At 70.0% G+C, this 18236-nt stretch carries 19 protein-coding genes; 13 read left to right on the plus strand and 6 right to left on the minus strand.

Annotation, left to right across the window (positions count from 1 at the left end; translation table 11 throughout):
* The first annotated feature begins 27 nt into the window (after positions 1–27).
* The 5 genes from coaD to mutM are packed head-to-tail and all read left to right on the plus strand — an operon-like array spanning position 28 to position 3027.
* Positions 28–525 carry a pantetheine-phosphate adenylyltransferase gene (gene coaD / locus T9R20_RS08270; RefSeq protein WP_322412038.1) on the plus strand — a complete coding sequence of 166 codons (498 nt, stop codon included), beginning with the start codon at positions 28–30 and terminating at the stop codon, positions 523–525.
* A 47-nt stretch (positions 526–572) separates the two neighbouring features.
* Entirely contained in the window at positions 573–1151 is a 579-nt protein-coding gene (locus T9R20_RS08275) for a YceD family protein (protein ID WP_322412142.1), read from the plus strand.
* Between the two features lie 2 nt (positions 1152–1153).
* Complete coding sequence (gene rpmF, locus T9R20_RS08280; RefSeq protein WP_019179169.1) at positions 1154–1363, plus strand: 50S ribosomal protein L32; 210 nt, start codon at positions 1154–1156, stop codon at positions 1361–1363.
* Between the two features lie 19 nt (positions 1364–1382).
* Positions 1383–2114, plus strand: coding sequence for a ribonuclease III (gene rnc / locus T9R20_RS08285; RefSeq protein ID WP_322412039.1), 732 nt, complete (start codon positions 1383–1385; stop codon positions 2112–2114).
* Positions 2107–3027 carry a bifunctional DNA-formamidopyrimidine glycosylase/DNA-(apurinic or apyrimidinic site) lyase gene (mutM, locus tag T9R20_RS08290; RefSeq protein ID WP_322412040.1) on the plus strand — a complete coding sequence of 307 codons (921 nt, stop codon included), beginning with the start codon at positions 2107–2109 and terminating at the stop codon, positions 3025–3027. Before rnc ends, mutM begins: the two co-directional genes overlap by 8 nt.
* Here mutM and T9R20_RS08295 read toward each other — a convergent pair.
* Genes T9R20_RS08295 through T9R20_RS08305 form a run of 3 tightly spaced genes read right to left on the minus strand, consistent with a single transcriptional unit; the run spans position 2985 to position 5499 of the window.
* Positions 2985–4094 carry a GNAT family N-acetyltransferase gene (locus T9R20_RS08295; protein WP_322412041.1) on the minus strand — a complete coding sequence of 370 codons (1110 nt, stop codon included), beginning with the start codon at positions 4092–4094 and terminating at the stop codon, positions 2985–2987. The genes mutM and T9R20_RS08295 overlap by 43 nt on opposite strands.
* A complete protein-coding gene (locus tag T9R20_RS08300; RefSeq protein WP_322412042.1) occupies positions 4091–5176 on the minus strand; it encodes a GNAT family N-acetyltransferase in 1086 nt (361 codons plus the stop codon). The genes T9R20_RS08295 and T9R20_RS08300 overlap by 4 nt, the downstream gene beginning before the upstream one ends.
* A 50-nt stretch (positions 5177–5226) precedes the next feature.
* Positions 5227–5499 (minus strand): hypothetical protein, encoded by a 273-nt coding sequence (locus tag T9R20_RS08305; RefSeq protein ID WP_322412043.1) that lies wholly within the window; start codon positions 5497–5499, stop codon positions 5227–5229.
* Positions 5500–5987: 488 nt separating this feature from the next.
* Here T9R20_RS08305 and smc point away from each other — a divergent pair, with 488 nt between their 5' ends.
* The 3 genes from smc to T9R20_RS08320 all read left to right on the plus strand — a co-directional run bounded on the left by smc (position 5988) and on the right by T9R20_RS08320 (position 11015).
* Positions 5988–9512 carry a chromosome segregation protein SMC gene (gene smc, locus T9R20_RS08310; protein WP_322412044.1) on the plus strand — a complete coding sequence of 1175 codons (3525 nt, stop codon included), beginning with the start codon at positions 5988–5990 and terminating at the stop codon, positions 9510–9512.
* A gap of 53 nt (positions 9513–9565) precedes the next feature.
* Positions 9566–10438, plus strand: coding sequence for a signal recognition particle-docking protein FtsY (gene ftsY, locus T9R20_RS08315; RefSeq protein WP_322412045.1), 873 nt, complete (start codon positions 9566–9568; stop codon positions 10436–10438).
* A gap of 76 nt (positions 10439–10514) precedes the next feature.
* Positions 10515–11015: a DUF2004 domain-containing protein gene (locus tag T9R20_RS08320; protein ID WP_322412046.1), complete on the plus strand. Its 501-nt coding sequence runs from the start codon at positions 10515–10517 to the stop codon at positions 11013–11015.
* Between the two features lie 12 nt (positions 11016–11027).
* Here T9R20_RS08320 and lipA read toward each other — a convergent pair whose 3' ends face one another.
* Together lipA and lipB are read right to left on the minus strand one after the other, a co-directional pair.
* Positions 11028–12029 (minus strand): lipoyl synthase, encoded by a 1002-nt coding sequence (gene lipA, locus T9R20_RS08325; RefSeq protein WP_322412047.1) that lies wholly within the window; start codon positions 12027–12029, stop codon positions 11028–11030.
* The gene (lipB, locus tag T9R20_RS08330) at positions 12026–12664 is read right to left on the minus strand and encodes a lipoyl(octanoyl) transferase LipB (protein ID WP_322412048.1); all 639 of its coding nucleotides are present in this window, start codon (positions 12662–12664) and stop codon (positions 12026–12028) included. Before lipB ends, lipA begins: the two co-directional genes overlap by 4 nt.
* 77 nt (positions 12665–12741) lie before the next feature.
* Between lipB and T9R20_RS08335 the strand changes: the two genes are divergently transcribed.
* Complete coding sequence (locus T9R20_RS08335) at positions 12742–13713, plus strand: TetR family transcriptional regulator (protein ID WP_322412049.1); 972 nt, start codon at positions 12742–12744, stop codon at positions 13711–13713.
* A 72-nt stretch (positions 13714–13785) separates the two neighbouring features.
* Positions 13786–15363 (plus strand): signal recognition particle protein, encoded by a 1578-nt coding sequence (gene ffh, locus T9R20_RS08340; RefSeq protein WP_322412050.1) that lies wholly within the window; start codon positions 13786–13788, stop codon positions 15361–15363.
* A 149-nt stretch (positions 15364–15512) separates the two neighbouring features.
* Here ffh and T9R20_RS08345 read toward each other — a convergent pair whose 3' ends face one another.
* Positions 15513–16682 (minus strand): glutamate--cysteine ligase, encoded by a 1170-nt coding sequence (locus T9R20_RS08345; protein WP_322412051.1) that lies wholly within the window; start codon positions 16680–16682, stop codon positions 15513–15515.
* A gap of 189 nt (positions 16683–16871) precedes the next feature.
* Here T9R20_RS08345 and rpsP point away from each other — a divergent pair, with 189 nt between their 5' ends.
* The 3 genes from rpsP to rimM are packed head-to-tail and all read left to right on the plus strand — an operon-like array spanning position 16872 to position 18235.
* Positions 16872–17294 carry a 30S ribosomal protein S16 gene (gene rpsP / locus T9R20_RS08350; RefSeq protein ID WP_322412052.1) on the plus strand — a complete coding sequence of 141 codons (423 nt, stop codon included), beginning with the start codon at positions 16872–16874 and terminating at the stop codon, positions 17292–17294.
* A 13-nt stretch (positions 17295–17307) separates the two neighbouring features.
* A complete protein-coding gene (locus T9R20_RS08355) occupies positions 17308–17538 on the plus strand; it encodes an RNA-binding protein (protein WP_124293421.1) in 231 nt (76 codons plus the stop codon).
* A complete protein-coding gene (gene rimM / locus T9R20_RS08360; protein WP_322412053.1) occupies positions 17531–18235 on the plus strand; it encodes a ribosome maturation factor RimM in 705 nt (234 codons plus the stop codon). Before T9R20_RS08355 ends, rimM begins: the two co-directional genes overlap by 8 nt.
* Position 18236 lies beyond the last annotated feature (1 nt).

Here is an 18236-nt window from a genome sequence, read left to right on the forward strand (position 1 = left end):
GCGGCGGCCCGTCGATAGGGTGGTCGCATGAACAGCAGGATCGCCGTCGTCCCCGGATCGTTCGACCCGCCGACGCTCGGGCACCTCGATGTCATCCGCCGTGCGGCGCGTCTGTACGAGCAGCTGCACGTCCTCGTCGTTCACAACCCCGACAAGGAGGCGATGCTCCCGATCGCGCAACGCCTGTCGCTTCTGGAGCAGTCGGTCGCCGAGAGTGACATCGACAGCGATGTGGTCATCGCCTCGTGGAGCATGGGACTGCTGGTGGACTACGCCGCCGACGTCGACGCCGGCGTGCTTGTCAAGGGCATCCGTTCGCAGATCGATGTCGCCTACGAGACCCCGATGGCCATCGTGAACCGGCACCTCGCCCATGTCGAGACGGTCTTCCTCCTTCCCGATCCCGCGCATGCCATGGTCTCGAGCTCGCTCGTCCGCCAGGTGGCGGCGCTCGGCGGCGATGTGTCGCCGTTCGTCCCGCCCGCCGTCGCCCGCTTCCTGGTCGCCCACGATCTGTCCGGCTGAGCCGAGGTCCCGGCGGGCGGGTAACATGGTCGCCCGTGACCAGACGGCTGAACGGACCCTTCGTCATCCCGGTGCGAGACATCGTCCGCCGACCCGGCGAGATGCGCGAGTTCCGGCTAGACCTGCGCGTGCCGGAGAAGTGGGGCGAGGGCCTCGTCTCCGTCCCTGAGTCGGAGTCCCTCGAACTGGACGTGCGGCTGGAGTCGGTCCACGAGGGCATCCTCGCTTCGGGGGAGGCGCATACGACGTTCTCCGGGGTGTGCGGGCGATGCCTCCGCGACATCGCCGAGGGCGTCGAAGTCGAGTTCCAGGAGCTTTTCGCGTATTCTGGGTCGGAGGAAACTGACTTCGAGGTTCAAGACGACCACGTGGATCTTGAAACTCTGGTCAGGGATGCGGTCGTCCTGTCGCTTCCCTTCCAACCGGTGTGTCAGCCGGATTGCCCCGGCCTCGATCCGGTCACGGGCGTCCGACGGACAGCAGACGCCGAACCGAACGCCGAGCCGATCGATCCACGGTGGGCAGCGCTCCAGGACTACATCGACCACGACACGGTCAACGCCTCCGGGCAGCAGGATCGTGCCGAGAACCCAGCGCCCCGCGCTGAGAACACAGAGAAGAGCTAGCCATGGCAGGTAACCCCCCGAAGCGGAAGGTCTCCCGCTCCAACACCCGTTCGCGCCGCGCGCAGTGGAAGGCCGAGGCCCCCACGCTGGTCAAGACCATCGAGAACGGCAAGGTCGTCTACAGCCGTCCGCACCAGGCGAAGGTCGTCACCGACTCGCAGGGCACGGAACTGTTCCTGGAGTACAAGGGCCGCAAGGTCGCCGACGTCTGATCGGTTCCCCGCGCACTCGGTGACTCACCGTACCGACATCACTCCGGCGCACCCGCCGCTGGAGGCGCTGACACAGAAGCTCGGGGTCGAGATCGACCCCGAGCTTCTGCTGCTGGCGCTCACGCATCGCTCGTGGGCGTACGAGCACGGTGGCGTTCCGCACAACGAGCGTCTCGAGTTCCTCGGTGACGCCATCCTCGGTCAGGCCGTCACCGTCCGCCTCTACACCCGGCACCCCGAACTCGAAGAGGGTCAGCTGGCCAAACGCCGCGCGAGCGTGGTCTCGACCGTCGCGCTGGCCGAGGTCGCACGTCGGATCGGTCTGGGCGAGCACGTCCTGCTCGGTCGCGGCGAGGAGCTCACCGGCGGACGGCAGAAGGACTCGATCCTCGCCGATGCGACCGAGGCCGTCATCGGTGCCACGTACCTCTCCGCCGGTCCGGATGCCGCAACAGCGCTCGTTCTCCGGCTGGTCGAACCGCTGCTCGCCGATCCCGAGCGCTACGGAGCAGCCGTCGACCCGAAGACGAGCCTTCAGGAACTCGCCGCTCGCCGCGGATTTCCTCCGCCCGTCTACGAGATCTCGGCGACCGGACCCGACCATGACCGCGTCTTCACCGCGCGCGTGAGGGTCGGGCACGCCGAGACCCGGGGCACGGGGACGAGCAAGAAGCACGCCGAGATGGCGGCTGCGCTGCTGGCGTGGCGCGAGCTGTCGGCACCGAGCGGTGCTCCCGGCGTCGATGCCTGAGCTGCCGGAGGTCGAGGTCGTCCGCCGCGGCCTGGATCCGGCCATGAGCGGATCCGTCATCGAGAGTGTGCTCGTGCACGACCCCCGGGCTCTCACGCGGCATGGAGGCGGTCCCGCGGACTTCGAAGCGGTCCTCGCGGGTCGGCGCGTCCTGGCGGCCGTTCGGCGAGGGAAGTTCCTGTGGTTCCCCCTCGACGGCACCGACAAGGCGCTCGTCGGTCACCTGGGCATGAGCGGGCAGATGCTGCTGCGCTCCCCGGGGGCGCCGGCCGAACGACACGAGCGGGTGCGGCTCGAACTGCGTCACCCCGATCACGGCGAGCTTGTCGTCGTCTTCGCGGATCAGCGCACCTTCGGATCCCTCGCGATCGATGAGCTCGGCCCCACGGTCGACGCCGCCCCCGGTGGTGCCGGATCCGAGCTCGCCCGCGTCCCGCGGCAGGTCGCACACATCGCGCGCGATCCCCTCGACCCGGCGTTCCGTGACCGGGCGTTCCGCGACATCCTCGGGCGGAAGAAGTCCGCGATCAAGCGGGTGCTGCTCGATCAGACCGTCGTCAGCGGCATCGGGAACATCTACGCCGACGAGGCGCTGTGGGCCGCGCGCGTGCATCCCGAGACGCCCGCCCATGTGCTGTCCACCCGACGGGTGAACCGGCTGCTGGCGGAGGTCCGGTCGGTGCTCCAGAAGGCACTGGCCGAGGGCGGCACGAGCTTCGACGCCCAGTACGTCAATGTCAACGGTCAGGCGGGCTACTTCGCGCACTCGCTGAACGCGTACGGTCGCACCGGCGAACCGTGCCCCCGATGCGGCCGCCCGATCGTCCGCGTCTCGTTCACCAACCGCTCGAGCCACTTCTGTCCGAGGTGTCAGCCGCCCGCCTCCCTCACCTTCTTCCACGCTCCCGCGTAGCTGATCGGAACGAAGCCGATGGCCTCGTTGATGTCGAGCATGTGACGATTCTCCTCGGCGTTGAACGTGGCCACCCGCGGAGACTGCGGAACGAGGGTCCGCCATCGCAGGAGGTTCTCGCATTTGACCACAGTGCCGAGGCGCCGGCCGCGGTGCTCCCGCAGCACCAGCGTCCCGTACTGCTGCGTGGCGGCGGTGCGGTCGTCGCCGATGACGAGCTCGTTGAACGCGACGATCTCACCCGTTGCGATGTGCTCTACGGCGACGAGCGAGACGAAGAGGTGCTGCGCGGCCAGTCGCTCGTCGCGGCGGCGGACCCGGTCGGCGTCCCAGGTCTCTTCTTCGACGACCATTCCGCCTGCGGGAGCGTCGGTCGACATCCGGGAGATGGCGTGCGCGAAGCTGTCGAGATAGCGCTCCGGTGTCGGAGGGCTCCACCCCACCACGCGGTAGCCCTCGCCCATGCGCTCGCGCGCGGCGGCGAGGAGCTGCTCGACGCGGTCGAACGATCCGGTGAGATCGAACGAACTCGTGCGCTCGACCTGCTCCAGCGAGAACCCTGCATCGGTGAGGAAACGGGTCTGCCGGTCGTCGGCGGGAATCCGCCCGCGGCCCGTCGCCGGCGCGATGCTCCTCGCGGGAGGGTCGGGGCGATGGAGCGTCCAGGTCTGGACGACCGTGCGACCGCGGCGCCACGCCTCGGCGCAGGCGGCCCCCAGGAGCGCGTCCTCGACGCCTTCGCCCCACCGCCCGGGGTCGACCATGAGGTCGAACTCCGCGCTGGTGGCATCCGGCTCGCGGGAGAACAGCATGCTCACCGCTCCGACGATCGCGCCGTTCGCGCGCGCGACGAATCCGACATGGAGCCAGTCGTCGTCGGCCTGCCAGAACCCCAGCGCCTCGGCCGGATCCCGGTCGAGGTCGCTGTGTCCGGTGTCATGACGGCAGACCTCATTGTCGAGGCGGACCATCGCCAGGAACGGCTGGGCGTCGGGGTCGTCGAGGGACCGCGGAACCACCAGCGGTTCGATCACGAGATGGGTTTCCGGGGCGGATGGGGGGTTCATGGCAGGACCTTCTTCCAGGCGCCGGAATAGGCGATGGGCCGGAAGCCGATCGCCTCGTTGATGTCGAGCATCGGACGGTTCTCCTCGGCGTTGTAGGTGATCACGCGCGGTGACGCCGGCGCGATCCCGCGCCACGACAGCAGGCCGGCGCACTTCACCAGCATCCCCAGTCGGTGTCCGCGGTGCGCCCGGAGGACGAGCGTGTCCTCCTGGTGAGAGGCCTCCGTGCGGTCCGCGCCGATGACGAGCTCGTTGAAGGCGCACAGCTCTCCGGTCGCGACGTGCTGCGCCGCCGTCACCTGGAGCAGGCGCCCGCTGTCGGTGTAGCGCGCATCGTGGAGGGCGATGCGGTCGGCATCCCAGGTCTCCTCGTCGAACTCGAGGTCGGCGGCGGGAGCATCGGTCGACATCCGCGACTTCATCCAGGCGTAACCGTCGACCCACTCCGACGGTGTCGGGGCGAACCATTGCACGACGCGGTAGTCGGCTGCGGCCTGCTGGGCGTCGCGATGGAGAGCCTCGATCGTGTCGAAGGGCGCCTGCAGGTCGAGCGCGCTTGCTCGTTCGACCTGCTGGAGCGTGTACCCGTGACGGAGGTAGAACCTGGCAGCGTGGTCTTCGGGGATGTCGCCGAATCCGGTCGGTGCCGACAGGCGTGGCCCGGGGGCCTGCGGATGCTCGGCCCAGGACTGCAGGACGCTTCGGTCGTGCTCCCGCGCGATCTGCTCGATCAGCTGATAGGCGGCTGAGCCGATTCCGCGCCCCCAGACCTCGCGCAGCAGCTCGATCTGCCAGAAGGCCAGCGTCGATCCCTCCTCGTGGGGGAGATCGATGCCGCACCGGCCGACGATCCGGCCCTCCTCTCGGACGGTCCAGATGAGCCTGGTCTCGTACGCGTCGGGCTGGTAGTGCGGGAGCAGCTCCGCTGCGGTGATGCGTTCGTCGTCGTGTCCGGAGATCTCCCGGTACACCTGGTTCCTCACCCGGGTCATCTCGATGAAGTCGGAAGCGTCGGAAGCGTCGATGCCGGACGGGATCGTGAGCGGCCGGAACTCGACGCCCGCCGGTGGGTGCATGTTCATGAGGGTCCTTTCGGGGGTCCGGAGCCGTGCGGGACGGCCCCGGACCGGGGTCAGAGGCGAACGGTGCTGAGCGCGAGTTCGCGCCAGGCGGCATGTTCGCGGCGGGTACGGGCGAGCTCGGCTGCAGAGGCCGGCAGGTGCGACCGATCACGGGCAGCCGACCGACGCTGCGACGCGCGCAGCAGCAGCCAGAGTCCGAGCCGCAGCTCCCAGCGCTCGAGGCGGGAGGGAGCGGCGGAGGGCTGGAAGGGGTCGACATCGGCGAGGAGCCGATGGCGTTGGTCGTGGTCGAGATCCAGGACGGAGACAAAGGGAGAGGACATGGATGTGGTCGCTTTCGAAGAGAACGGGGGAGCACGGGCGTGCAAAGGGAAGCCGCGAGCGGGATGTCGCGAGGGGACGCCGCGAGAGGGCGTCGGGCCGGGCGCCCGGAGGAGCGCTGATCCAGCCGACAGGTACAGACGGGTGCCCGGTGGGCACACCTGTCCCCTGTGTCGCTCAGGCGGTGGTGGGCGTGAGGGCGCCGGCGAATCCGGTCACCGACGGAAGGAACGGCGAGAATCGACGCGCGGTTCGGCGCGGATCAATCATGTGCATCATCGGTGACCTCCTTTCGACATCGGACGCGAGCAGTGACACTAGCGCGATGCGATCCGGGTCGTCAAGCGAATTGCCAGAATCGGCCGGCATCCGGGCGTGTCGCGCTCGGAATCCGGCGCCGGTCCGCTGGCCTCAACGGCATCGGGAGGGGAGTTCGATACCCTGGGCGGCGCCGCTCCGAGCCGCGGGCGTGCAGGGCCGGAGGTGGACGATGCACCTGAAGAGCGTGACGCTCAAAGGGTTCAAGTCCTTCGCGCAACCCACGACGTTCGCCTTCGAGCCCGGCGTCACCTGCATCGTCGGGCCGAACGGGTCGGGCAAGTCGAACGTCGTCGATGCTCTCGCGTGGGTGATGGGCGAGCAGGGTGCCAAGACGCTCCGCGGCGGGAAGATGGAGGACGTCATCTTCGCCGGCACCACGACGCGCGGACCCCTCGGTCGTGCCGAGGTGCGTCTGACCATCGACAACAGCGACGGTGCGCTCCCGATCGATTACACCGAGGTGTCGATCAGTCGGACGCTCTTCCGCAACGGCGCCAGCGAGTACGCCATCAACGGCGAGACCTGTCGACTGCTGGATGTCCAAGAGCTCTTGAGCGACTCGGGCCTGGGGCGCGAGATGCACGTGATCGTCGGGCAGGGACGCCTCGATACGGTGCTCCAGGCGACGCCGGAAGACCGTCGCGGCTTCATCGAGGAGGCCGCAGGGATCCTGAAGCACCGGCGCCGCAAGGAGAAGACGCTCCGCAAGCTCGAGGCCATGGAGGCCAACCTCACCCGGCTGAGCGATCTCGCCGGAGAGCTGCGCCGACAGCTCAAGCCCCTCGGTCGTCAGGCCGAGGTGGCGCGGGAGGCCGCGACGATCGCCGCCGTCGTCCGCGATGCCCGGGCGCGCCTTCTCGCGGACGAGCTGCTGCGCGTCCGTCAGGAGCTGACGGGTCACGCGCGCACCGAGCAGGAGCGTCTCGCCGAGCGGATGGTGCTGCAGGATCAGGCGCAGCACGTCCGCGCGCGGATCGAGCGACTCGAGGGCGATCAGCGATCCGAGGCGGTCGACGAGGCACGCCGCGTGGTGCACGGGCTCGAGCGCGTGCAGGAGAGGCTGCGGTCGCTCTACGCCCTGGCGGGGCAACGGATGTCACTCCTCGCCGACTCCGCCGAACACGACGGTGACCGCGGCGGCGTGACGGTCACCCCCGAGGCGATCGCGCACGCGCGCGCCGAGATCGATGCGGTCGCGGCCGGCCTGGCGGGGGCGCAGGACGCCGCCGTCGCCGCCGCGCGCGAGGTGACGCGTGCGCGCGCGGAACTGGACGCCCTCGACGTCGACATCGCCGAGCAGAGCGCACTGGTCTCGGAGCACGACATGCGGCTCACCGCCCTGCGTGCGGCTGCCGAGGCTGCCGCGTCGACCCTGGCGGCGGTCCGCACGGCGGTGGAACGGCAGGAGCGCGCGTGGCAGGCCGCGCTCGCCCGGCGCGACGAGGCCGAGCAGGCGTTGGCCTCCGTCCAGCCGGAGGAGGACGCGCCGACCCCCGACCATGCGGCGGACTACGAGCGCGCGCAGCGCGACGCGGGGGCGGCCGAGGAAGAGCTCGCAGGTCTGCGGGAGCGCCTGCATTCGGCCGAACGCGAGCTCGACGCGCTGACCGCCGAGACAGCGGCGATCGACCGGGCTCTGGACATCCGCTCCACCGCCGCCGACATCGTCGCGCGCGGCGGCGAGGGCATCCGGGGTCTGGTGGGCGATGCCGTCCGCGTCGAAGCCGGATACGAGGCGGCGGTCGCGGCCGCCCTCGGCCCGCTGGCCGAGGCGGTGCTCGTCGACGATCTGCCGGCGGGATTCCGGCTCGCGGCGGCGGTCCGGAGCGACGACGCCGGGGCCGTCGACATCGTCGTGGCCGAGCCCCCGGGGGACGAGGGGCACGCGGATGTCCTCGGACCGGTCGTCATCGCCGCGGCGGTCGTGACGGCGCCCGCGGGTATCCATGCTCTGCTCTCGGGGGTGCTCATCGCCGCGGATCTCGACGAAGCGGAGCGGCTCCTGTCGGACCCGGGCCATGCGCAGGCGACGATCGTGACGCGCGCCGGGGAAGTGTGCCGGGTGAATCGGCTCCGTGCGGGTTCCGGATCCTCGCGCTCCCGCGTGGAGCTGGTGGCCGAGCGAGACGCCGCGGCGGCGAGGCGGGATGAGCTGATCGTGATCGTCGACTCCCTCCGGGAGGCGCGGTCGGAGGCGGCCGCCGACCTCGACGACAAGCGGCGACGGGCGCGACAGACGCTGGAGTCGATGCGTGCACACGACGCCGAGCTCTCGGCGCGAGCCGAGCAGGTCAACCGCGCCACCGTGCGCCACGAAGCGGCCGTCGCCGAATGCGAACGACTCGGGACGGCCCTCAGCCAGGCCCGCGCCGGCGTCACCGAGGCGGCCGACGCCGCTCGCGTCGCCGACGAACAGCTCACCGCGGCGCTCGAATCACCTCGCCCCATCCTCGACGCCTCGGCTCGGGACGGACTTCTCGCGGCGCTGGAGGCCGCCCGCGAGACCGAGATGCGGGCGCGCCTGGACGTCGAGACGCTCACGGAGCGGATCCGCGCGCAGGAATCGCGTGTCGTGCAGCTGGAGAAGCAGCGGGAGCGGGAGCAGGCGGCGGCGGTCGAGGCGGCCCGGCGCGCCGTCATCCGGAAGAGCCAGCGTGATGCCGCCGCGGATGTCGCGGGCCGGATCCCTCCGGTCTTGGACGCGGTCGGCCGTTCCCTCATCGAGGCCCGCAACGACCTCGTGGCCGCAGAGACCGCACGGACGGCCGTGACCGCAGAGCTCGGCGAGCTCCGGCGAGAGGATGCGCGGGTCCGGGAGCGCCTCTCGGCGGTGACCGAGGACGTCCACGGTCTGGAGCTGCGCATCCACGAGCGACGACTCCAGGCGGGTTCGCTCCGCGACCGAGCGCTGTCGGAACTCGGCCTCGAAGAGAATATCCTGATTTCGGAATATGGCCCCGACCAGCTCATACCCGACCCAGCGGACGCCGATGCAAGCGGCATCCCCTTCGACCGTGCGGTTCAGCAGCGGCGACTCGCCGACGCCGAACGCACGCTCGCGCAACTGGGGCGGGTCAACCCGCTGGCACTGGAGGAATTCTCCGCTCTCGAGCAGCGTCACGCGTTCCTCACCGAGCAGCTCGACGACCTCAGTCGGACCCGCAAAGACCTCCTCACGATCATCGAGGAGCTCGACGACCGCATGCGGACGATCTTCCTCGACGCGTTCGCCGACACCCAGCGAGCGTTCGACCAGGTGTTCCCCGTCCTGTTCCCCGGCGGCTCGGGGAGCATCGAGTTGACGAAGCCCGACGACGCGCTCACGACCGGCATCGAGGTCACGGTGCGACCGGTCGGCAAGAAGATCGAGCGGCTCTCACTGCTGTCGGGCGGTGAACGGTCGCTGGCGGCGGTGGCGCTGCTGGTGGCGATCTTCAAGGCGCGCCCGAGTCCCTTCTACATCCTCGACGAGGTCGAGGCGGCCCTCGACGACGCCAATCTCGGGCGGCTCCTCGGCGTGTTCGAGCAGCTCCGCGAGAGCAGCCAGCTCATCGTCATCACGCACCAGAAAAGGACGATGGAGATCGCCGACGCGCTCTACGGCGTCTCGATGCGTCAGGACGGCGTCTCGGCCGTCGTCGGGCAGCGACTGGGCCGAACCGCCGACGACGACGGCCGGCGGGTGGCGAGCTGAGGGGAGCGGCCCAGCCGAGGAGGTAGCAAGGTCCGCGCCCGTAGGCTGGTGGCATGGCGGAGAGCTCCTGGTCGTTGGGTCGCGCATTGCGCGGCATGTTCGTCAAGCCCACGATCGACGAGCAGACGTGGGAAGACCTCGAGACCGCACTCCTCACAGCGGATTTCGGCCCCGACATCACCGAGCACATCGTGGACGAGCTCCGCGAGAAGGTGGAGCGGTACCGCACGACCGATCCGCGCGATCTGCAGCGGATGCTGAAGGAGACCCTCGAAGAGCACTTCGCGCGTTTCGACACCACGCTCCGCCTCACCGAGCGGCCCGCCGTCGTGCTGGTCGTCGGCGTCAACGGCGTCGGCAAGACCACGACCATCGGCAAGTTCGCGAAGTTCCTCCAGCGCTACGGACGATCCGTGGTCGTCGGCGCCGCCGACACGTTCCGCGCCGCGGCCGTCGATCAGCTGGCCACCTGGGCCGAACGCGGGGGAGCGGCGATCGTCCGGCCCCAGCAGGAGGGTCAGGACCCCGCCTCGGTAGCGTTCCAGACCATCGACTACGCCAAGCGCACCGGAACGGAGATCGTCCTCGTCGACACCGCGGGGCGGCTGCACACCAAGGGCGGTCTGATGGACGAGCTGGGCAAGATCCGTCGTGTCATCGAGAAGCAGGCCCCGATCAGCGAGGTGCTCCTCGTCCTCGACGCGACGACGGGGCAGAACGGCCTCCTTCAGGCCGAGGCCTTCCTGCAGCACGCCGGAGTCACCGGGCTGGTGCTCACCAAGCTCGACGGTTCGGCCAGGGGAGGTTTCGTGCTCGCGGTGCAGGAACGCACCGGCATCCCGGTCAAGCTTCTCGGCCAGGGCGAGGGAATCGGGGATCTGACCGGCTTCACCCCTCACGTCTTCGCCGCGGCCCTCGTCGACTGAGCGGGTTCGACCTTCGATCGGGCCGACGCGCGGGTCGGGTCTATCGCCCCGGGCGGGAGGCTGGTTTCATGGGCGTATGGCGATCGAGCACGACTTCTTCGGACTCCTCGAGTCGGGTCCGGACGGCTCGATCTTCTGGTCGGAGACCGTCGAACTCGGCGACCAGTCCGTCACGGTCGATCTGACGGCTCCCGACCAGGACGACGTGTCCCAGGCGGCCCTCGACATCGCCGCGAGCCTGGTGTCCTCCCTCGAGGCCATCGACCGGACGGCGCGCAACGGCATGGTCTCCGAGCTGGATGACCGCACCAGCGAGGTCACCGAGTACATCCTGCAGCAGCAGGAGGTCCTCGGGGAGGACATCGAGAACCTGCTGGTCGACATCTCGGGCGACATCCGGATCGACGTGATCCGCTCGCTGCAGCTGATGAGCATGACCATTCTCGCCGACGAGCACGGCGGCGCCGATCCCTTCGCCGTCCTGGAGTACGCGCTCGACCCCGACGCCACCGACGACGTCCTGCTGGTGAACTTGGACTCCGCCGGAGACGTGCTCTCGGTCACCAGCGCCGACTGACCCGCCGGGCGGTCATACCGCCTGGGCGAACGCCGTCCCGTCGGAGGCGAGGTCGCGGGCGAGGTGCGAGAGGTCGTCGGGGATCTCGCGGCCCTTCGAGATCATCGACTGCGCCCACAGGCGACCCGCCCGATACGACGACCTCACGAGCGGGCCCGCCAGCACGCCGAGGAAGCCGATCTCCTCCGCAGCCTCCTTGAAGGCGACGAACTCGTCGGGCTTCACCCAGCGGTCGACGGGGAGGTGGCGCGGGGACGGACGGAGGTACTGCGTGATGGTGATGATGTCCGTGCCGGCATCGTGCAGATCCTGCAGCGCCTCGACGACCTCCGCGGGGGTCTCGCCCATTCCGAGGATGAGGTTGGACTTCGTGATCAGACCGGCGTCGCGGGCCATCGACAGCACGCCGAGCGACCGCTCGTAGCGGAAGGCGGGGCGGATGCGCTTGAAGATGCGGGGCACCGTCTCGACGTTGTGCGCGAACACCTCCGGCCGGGAGGCGAACACCTCCTCCAGGAGGCTCGGCACGCCGTTGAAATCCGTGGCGAGGATCTCCACGCCCGTTCCCGGGTTGCCGTCGTGGATGCGCCGTACCGTCTCGGCATGGAGCCAGGCACCGCCGTCGGGCAGATCGTCGCGGGCGACTCCGGTCACCGTGGCGTAGCGCAACTGCATCCTTTGGACGCTCTCGGCGACCCGGCGGGGCTCGTCGGTGTCGTAGTCGGCGGGCTTGCCGGTGTCGATCTGACAGAAGTCGCAGCGGCGGGTGCACTGCGACCCTCCGATGAGGAAGGTCGCCTCGCGGTCCTCCCAGCACTCGTAGATGTTCGGGCAGCCCGCCTCCTGGCAGACGGTGTGCAGTCCTTCGTCCTTCACCAGGCTCTGGAGGGCCTGGTACTCCGGACCCATCCTCGCCTTCGTGCGGATCCATTCGGGCTTGCGCTCGATGGGTGTCTGGGCGTTGCGCACCTCCAGCCGCAGGAGGCGCCGGCCTTCGGGTGCCGCGGCGCTCACGCGGCCACCGCCTGCTCGGCGGCGAGGAAGACCTCGGTGATGGAGGGGAGGATGTCGCGGGGGGAGGTCTCCGTGCCCGACACCTCGCTGATCGTCGTGACCCCGGCGTCGGCGATGCCGCAGGGGATGATCTGCCGGAACGGCGCGAGGGAGTTGTCGCAGTTCACGGCGAAGCCGTGCATGGTCACTCCCCGTTCGACACGGACACCGATGGCGGCGACCTTGTCGGTCGAGAGGGGCCTGCGCACCCAGACGCCGCTTCGCCCCTCGACCTGGAATCCGTCCACGCCGTGGCGCGCGAGCGCCTCGATCAGGAGGCGTTCCAGACGTCGGACGTGGGCGACGACGTCGACCGGCTCGCGGAGGCGGACGATCGGATAGCCGACGAGCTGACCGGGACCGTGCCACGTGATCTTGCCGCCGCGGTCGACGTCGACGACCGGCGTGCCGTCGGTCGGGCGCTCATGCGTCTCGGTGCGCTTGCCTGCGGTGAACACCGGCTCGTGTTCGAGCAGCAGGAGGGTGTCGGACCGCTCCGCGCGCACCACCTCGCCATGCACCCGCCGCTGGAGCGTCCACGCGTCGGCATAGGGGACGAAGTCGGGGTCGAGCCCCACCGTCATCGTTTCGAGCACCGATCCGCCTCTCTTGTTGTACTGCGTCCAACAATACGTCACCGGTGCCGCGGGTCCTCGCGTCCTAGGGTGAGGTCATGCCAGAGCAGCGTTCCGGACGTCCGAAGCTCTCGTCTCCTCAGACCATCGCCGAGGCTGCGAGCGAGCTGTTCCTCGAGCGGGGCTACGACGCGACATCCCTCGCCGACATCGCGCTGCGCGCCGGCGTCTCGCGGTCGAGCTTCTTCAACTACTTCACCTCCAAGTCCGACATCCTCTGGTCGAGCTTCGACGAGCGGGTCGGCCACCTCGTCCGCCGCCTCGATGACGGTGCGTCCGGCCCGGAGGGGATTCATGCGGCGCTGCGCGCGTTCGCTTCGGGACTCGCCCCCGACACGCTGGCGCTCGCGATGGCGAACGCCGAGGCGATGGGGCTCGTGGAAGAGCTGGACCGGGAGTCGGCGGTGCGGATGGCGCGCATCGGTCGTTCGGTGGCCGCCGCGCTGCAGCCCGGTGCCGACCCGCTCGCCGCGGATGTGGCGGGAACGGCGGTGGGCGGGGCGGTCCTCGCAGCGGTGAGGGCGTGGTCCGCAGCGGGCCCGGGGCGCACGTCGCTCGCCGGCACCCTCGACCACGCGGTCGCTCTCGTGACGCCTCTCCTGCCGCCACGGGGAGGCGTGCGTCAGCTCCGGCTTGTGGTCCGCTCCGACGACCTGGACGGCGCGCTGTCGTTCTACCGCGACACCCTCGGGATGCCGCAGGCGCAGGCCTTCGAGGGCCCGGACGGCGCGCGCGTGGCGATCCTCGAGGCGGGCCGTGCCACCCTCGAGCTGGCCAACGACGCGCAGGTGCGCTTCATCGATCTGGTGGAGACCGACGGTGGCCGGAGCGACGGGATCAGGGTGGCGCTCGAGGTGGACGACGCCGGGGCCGCCGCGGACGTGCTCGTGAGGGCCGGCGCGCACCTGGAGGCTCCTCCCACGCAGACGCCGTGGCGCTCGCGGAACGCTCGGCTGAGAGGCCCGGACGGCCTGCAGCTCACCGTCTTCCAGGAGCTGCCTCCCGAGTGAGCCTCGTCCGGGTGCCGCCGGCCCGAGACGCGCGAGGGAGCCGGCGACCCCACGGCGTAGAATTGCCGGACCATGGCTACCTTCGGCACGCTCTCCGACCGGCTCACTGAGACCTTCCGCAATCTGCGCACGAAGGGCAAGCTCACGCCCGCGGACGTCGACGGCACGGTGCGCGAGATCCGCCGGGCGCTCCTGGACGCCGACGTCGCGCTGCCGGTGGTGAAGGATTTCACCGCCAGGATCCGCGAACGCGCGCTGGGCGACGAGGTCAATCGCGCTCTGAACCCCGCCCAGCAGGTGGTGCAGATCGTCAACGAGGAGCTCGTCGGGATCCTCGGCGGGCAGCAGCGCCGGCTCGAGTTCGCCAAGAACCCGCCCACGGTGATCATGCTGGCGGGGCTGCAGGGATCGGGGAAGACGACCTTCGCCGGCAAGCTCGCGAAGATGCTCGAGAAGGACGGGCACACGCCGCTGCTCGTCGCGGCGGATCTCCAGCGACCCAACGCCGTCAATCAGCTCCAGGTCGTCGGCCGGCAGGCCGGTGCCGCCGTCTACGCCCCCGAGCCGGGGAACGGCGTGGGCGATCCGGTGCGGGTGGCGATGGACGGGGTAGAGGTCGCTCGCCGCCAGCAGCACGATGTCGTCATCATCGACACCGCGGGTCGCCTGGGCGTGGATGCCGAGCTCATGAAGCAGGCCGCGAACATCCGCCGGGCGACGGACCCCGACGAGGTCCTCTTCGTCATCGACGCGATGATCGGTCAGGACGCGGTGAACACCGCCAAGGCCTTCCAGGAGGGCGTGGACTTCACCGGCGTGGTGCTTTCCAAGCTCGACGGCGACGCCCGAGGCGGGGCGGCGCTGTCGGTGGCCTCGGTCACCGGGCGCCCGATCATCTTCGCCTCCACCGGCGAGGGACTCGACGATGTCGAGCCGTTCCACCCCGACCGGATGGCGTCGCGCATCCTCGACCTCGGCGACATCCTCACCCTCATCGAGCAGGCCCAGCAGGCCTTCGACGAGGAGGAGGCGCGCAAGGTCGCCGAGAAGATCGCGACCGAGCAGTTCACGCTCGAGGACTTCCTGCAGCAGATGCAGCAGCTGAAGAAGATGGGGTCGATGAAGAAGATGCTCGGGATGCTCCCGGGCATGGGCGGGATGAAACAGCAGCTCGACGACTTCGATGAGCGAGAGATCGATCGAACTGAGGCGATCATCCGCTCGATGACGCCCGGTGAGCGGCGCAATCCGAAGGTCCTCAACGGCTCGCGGCGCCTGCGCATCGCCCGTGGCTCGGGGATGACGGTGACCGACGTCAATCAGCTGGTCCAGCGTTTCGATCAGGCGGCGAAGATGATGAAGACCGTGGCCCGCGGCGGTGTGCCGAACATCCCGGGCATGGGGCCTGTGCCGGGCGCGGGGCGTCCCGGCGCGTCCGCGAAGCGCGGGAAGCAGCAGAAGCCGAAGGGTTCGCGCTCGGGCAATCCGGCCAAGCGGGCCGCCGAGAACGCGGGGATCGCCGCATCGGCGTCCGCCGCCCCCACAGGAACCGGATTCGGTCTGGGCGGCGCCGCCGGCTCGGGCGGCGCACCCGCCGAACCCACCGCGCAGGATCTCGCCGAACTGCAGAAGCTCCTCGGCCGGGGCTGACGCTCCTCCGCCGGGGCGGCGACTCTGCGGGACCCTCTCGCACCTTCGTTCGTCGCAGATGCCCGCCAGAAGGGCTCGAGGACGTACATCTGCGACGAACGAATCGGCGCGGTGGCGCTCCTCGCCACCACCGAGGCTCCGAACGGGCCTCAGTCGTGGACGCTCAGCGAGGCGAGGTGGTCGCGCAGCGTCGGACCGGCGCGGAACTCGCGGATGAGGTGACGCACCACCTCGCGCAGATCGCCGTCGGCGGCCTCGGCGACCAGGAGCTGCCGGGCGTAGCTCGCGCCGCCGGCGAGGATGCGCTCGAGCCCCGCGAACTCGCGGGCGCACTTCAGCTCCACGGCGATCTCGGCCACCTCGTCCATCGTGGCTCTCAGGTGATCGCGGACCGGCACCTGGGTGCCGTCGCGGTCGACGATGACGAGGGCGTCCAGTCCGTAGCGCGCGGCGCGCCATTTGTTCTCGCGGACGAACCAGGGCTGGATGCCGCTGATGTCGGCGCCGTCGTCAAGGAGGCGTGAGAAGTGCTCGACCATGACCTGCACGAACGCCGCCACGGCGGCGAGCTCGGGGAGGGTCGACATGCCGTCGCATGCCCGGACCTCGATGGTCCCCCAGCGGGGGGCGGGGCGGATGTCCCACCGCACCTCGGTCGCATCCTCCATCACCCCGGTGGCGACCATGTCGTCGAGGTAGCGCTCGAAAGCGGACCAGTCGGGAAGCGGCCAGGGAAGCCCGGCGGTCGGCAGCTGCTGGAAGACCAGGGCGCGATTCGAGGCGTAGCCGGTGCGCTCCCCGGCCCAGAACGGGGAGGAGGCCGACAGCGCCTGAAGGTGCGGGAGGTAGACCGACAGCGCGTTGATGATGGGGAAGACCTTGGTCACATCCTCCACGCCGACGTGCACGTGGATGCCCCAGATCATCATGTTCCGCCCCCACCACTGGGTGCGCTCGATGAGGCTGTGGTAGCGCGTCTTGTCGGTGACCTCCTGGTCGTACCACTGCGCGAACGGATGGCTGCCGGCGCAGAGCAGCTCGATGCCCCTGGGGTCGGTGGCCGTCCGCAGCGCTGCGATCGCGTCGCCGATGTCGTCGACGGCGGCGGCGACGGTGTCGCCGATGCCGCTGGTGAGCTCGACGGTGTTGGTGAGGAGCTCCTGCGTGATGGTGTACCGCTCGAGGGCCGCCTCCTCGCCGAGCGCCTCTAAGACCTCGGGAGCGCGGGGGACGAGATCGCCCGTCTCGCCATCGGCGAGCATGAGCTCCCACTCGATCCCAACGGTGGACCGCGCCGACCGGGCGAAGGGCTCCGTCATGGGCCCAGTGTGGCATGACGTCGCGCTGGCTCGACGGTTCGCGACTGTTCGTGTCGTCTGGCAGAATAGAGGGTCGGACGCCGGACTCGACCCTCTATCCAGACCGCCGTCCTCCGCAGAGCTTCCACCGGGTGTTGCACCCCACCTCCCGGTCGACCAGTTCATTCCTTCCACACATTCAGGAGAATCGTGGCTGTCAAGATCCGTCTGAAGCGCCTGGGCAAGATCCGTGCGCCGTACTACCGCATCGTCGTGGCCGACTCGCGCACCAAGCGCGATGGTCGAGTCATCGAAGAGATCGGGAAGTACCACCCCACCGAAGAGCCCTCGTTCATCGAGGTCGACTCCGAGCGAGCGCAGTACTGGCTCGGTGTCGGCGCCCAGCCGACCGAGCAGGTGCGCGCCATCCTCAAGCTGACCGGCGACTGGGGCACCTTCAAGGGCGAGAAGGGCGCGACCTCGACGGTGAAGACGCGCGGGGACAAGCCCGCCTTCGAGCTGGACTCGTCGAAGTCCTCCGTCGTCAAGCCCAAGGCCGAGAAGAAGGCCGCGGACACCGCCGAGGCTCCGGCCGACGAGGCCGAGGCTCCGGCCGACGCCGCCGCCGAGTAAGCGCCTCGTCGCCGTGCTCGCCGCCGCGCTCGAACACATCGTCAAGGGGATCGTCGATCACCCGGACGACGTCCGCATCCAGTCGTCCACGTCGCCTCGCGGCGACCTCCTCGAGGTGCATGTGCACCCCGAGGACAGGGGACGCGTGATCGGGCGCGGCGGCCGCACGGCCAAGGCCCTTCGCACCCTCGTCGCCGCCCTCGCAGACGGACGCCGCGTGCGCGTCGACGTCGCGGATGACTGACGTGGCCACCGAAGACCCCTCCGCCGGTCCCGCGGCGCGCACGCGCGCGGGCGATCGGACGCAGCTCCGTGTCGGCCGCCTGGTGAAGGCCCATGGCCTCAAAGGCGCGCTGAAGATCGAGCTGTACACCGACGACCCCGACGGGAGATTCGTCCCCGGCGCGACCTTCACCCTGCAGGTGCCCGAAACCTCCCCGTGGCACGGCAAGCCGCTGACGGTCCGAGAGTTCCGTTGGATGAACTCCCATCCGGTGGCGTTCTTCGACGGGGTGGACGACCGCACCACGGCGGAGAGCCTCGTGCGCGCCATCCTCTGGATCGATGAGGACGCGGCGGCGACATCGGACGAGGCTGACGCCTGGTACGACCACCAGCTGGTCGGCCTCGACGTCGTCCGCGACGGATCGGTGGTCGGTCGGGTCATCCGCGTCGACCACCTGCCTGCGCAGGACCTGCTGATCATCCGCCCCTCCGGCGACGGTGACGGCGAACTGCTCGTCCCCTTCGTCTCGGCCATCGTCCCCGATGTCGACATCGCCGGCGGACGTCTCACCGTCACCCCGCCCCCGGGTCTCTTCGAAGACCTGCCGGGCGAGCCGGATGAGTCCGACGCCGCATCCGCCGGGTCCGACGACGACGGCGGCGGCGGAAGTGCGCCGGCGGGCGGGGCCGAGGACGGCCGACCGGACGCGTCCTGAC

The sequence above is a fragment of the Microbacterium invictum genome (genome assembly GCF_034421375.1).
GTDB lineage: Bacteria > Actinomycetota > Actinomycetes > Actinomycetales > Microbacteriaceae > Microbacterium > Microbacterium invictum_A.

Excerpts from the sequence above, each read along its gene's own strand:
- coaD (WP_322412038.1), top strand. The coding sequence starts at position 28 with ATGAACAGCAGGATCGCCGTCGTCCCCGGATCGTTCGACCCGCCGACG.
- rpmF (WP_019179169.1), top strand. The coding sequence starts at position 1,154 with ATGGCAGGTAACCCCCCGAAGCGGAAGGTCTCCCGCTCCAACACCCGT.
- mutM (WP_322412040.1), top strand. The coding sequence starts at position 2,107 with ATGCCTGAGCTGCCGGAGGTCGAGGTCGTCCGCCGCGGCCTGGATCCG.
- T9R20_RS08295 (WP_322412041.1), bottom strand. The coding sequence starts at position 4,094 with ATGAACCCCCCATCCGCCCCGGAAACCCATCTCGTGATCGAACCGCTG.
- T9R20_RS08300 (WP_322412042.1), bottom strand. The coding sequence starts at position 5,176 with ATGAACATGCACCCACCGGCGGGCGTCGAGTTCCGGCCGCTCACGATC.
- T9R20_RS08305 (WP_322412043.1), bottom strand. The coding sequence starts at position 5,499 with ATGTCCTCTCCCTTTGTCTCCGTCCTGGATCTCGACCACGACCAACGC.
- smc (WP_322412044.1), top strand. The coding sequence starts at position 5,988 with ATGCACCTGAAGAGCGTGACGCTCAAAGGGTTCAAGTCCTTCGCGCAA.
- ftsY (WP_322412045.1), top strand. The coding sequence starts at position 9,566 with ATGGCGGAGAGCTCCTGGTCGTTGGGTCGCGCATTGCGCGGCATGTTC.
- T9R20_RS08320 (WP_322412046.1), top strand. The coding sequence starts at position 10,515 with ATGGCGATCGAGCACGACTTCTTCGGACTCCTCGAGTCGGGTCCGGAC.
- T9R20_RS08335 (WP_322412049.1), top strand. The coding sequence starts at position 12,742 with ATGCCAGAGCAGCGTTCCGGACGTCCGAAGCTCTCGTCTCCTCAGACC.
- ffh (WP_322412050.1), top strand. The coding sequence starts at position 13,786 with ATGGCTACCTTCGGCACGCTCTCCGACCGGCTCACTGAGACCTTCCGC.
- T9R20_RS08345 (WP_322412051.1), bottom strand. The coding sequence starts at position 16,682 with ATGACGGAGCCCTTCGCCCGGTCGGCGCGGTCCACCGTTGGGATCGAG.
- rimM (WP_322412053.1), top strand. The coding sequence starts at position 17,531 with ATGACTGACGTGGCCACCGAAGACCCCTCCGCCGGTCCCGCGGCGCGC.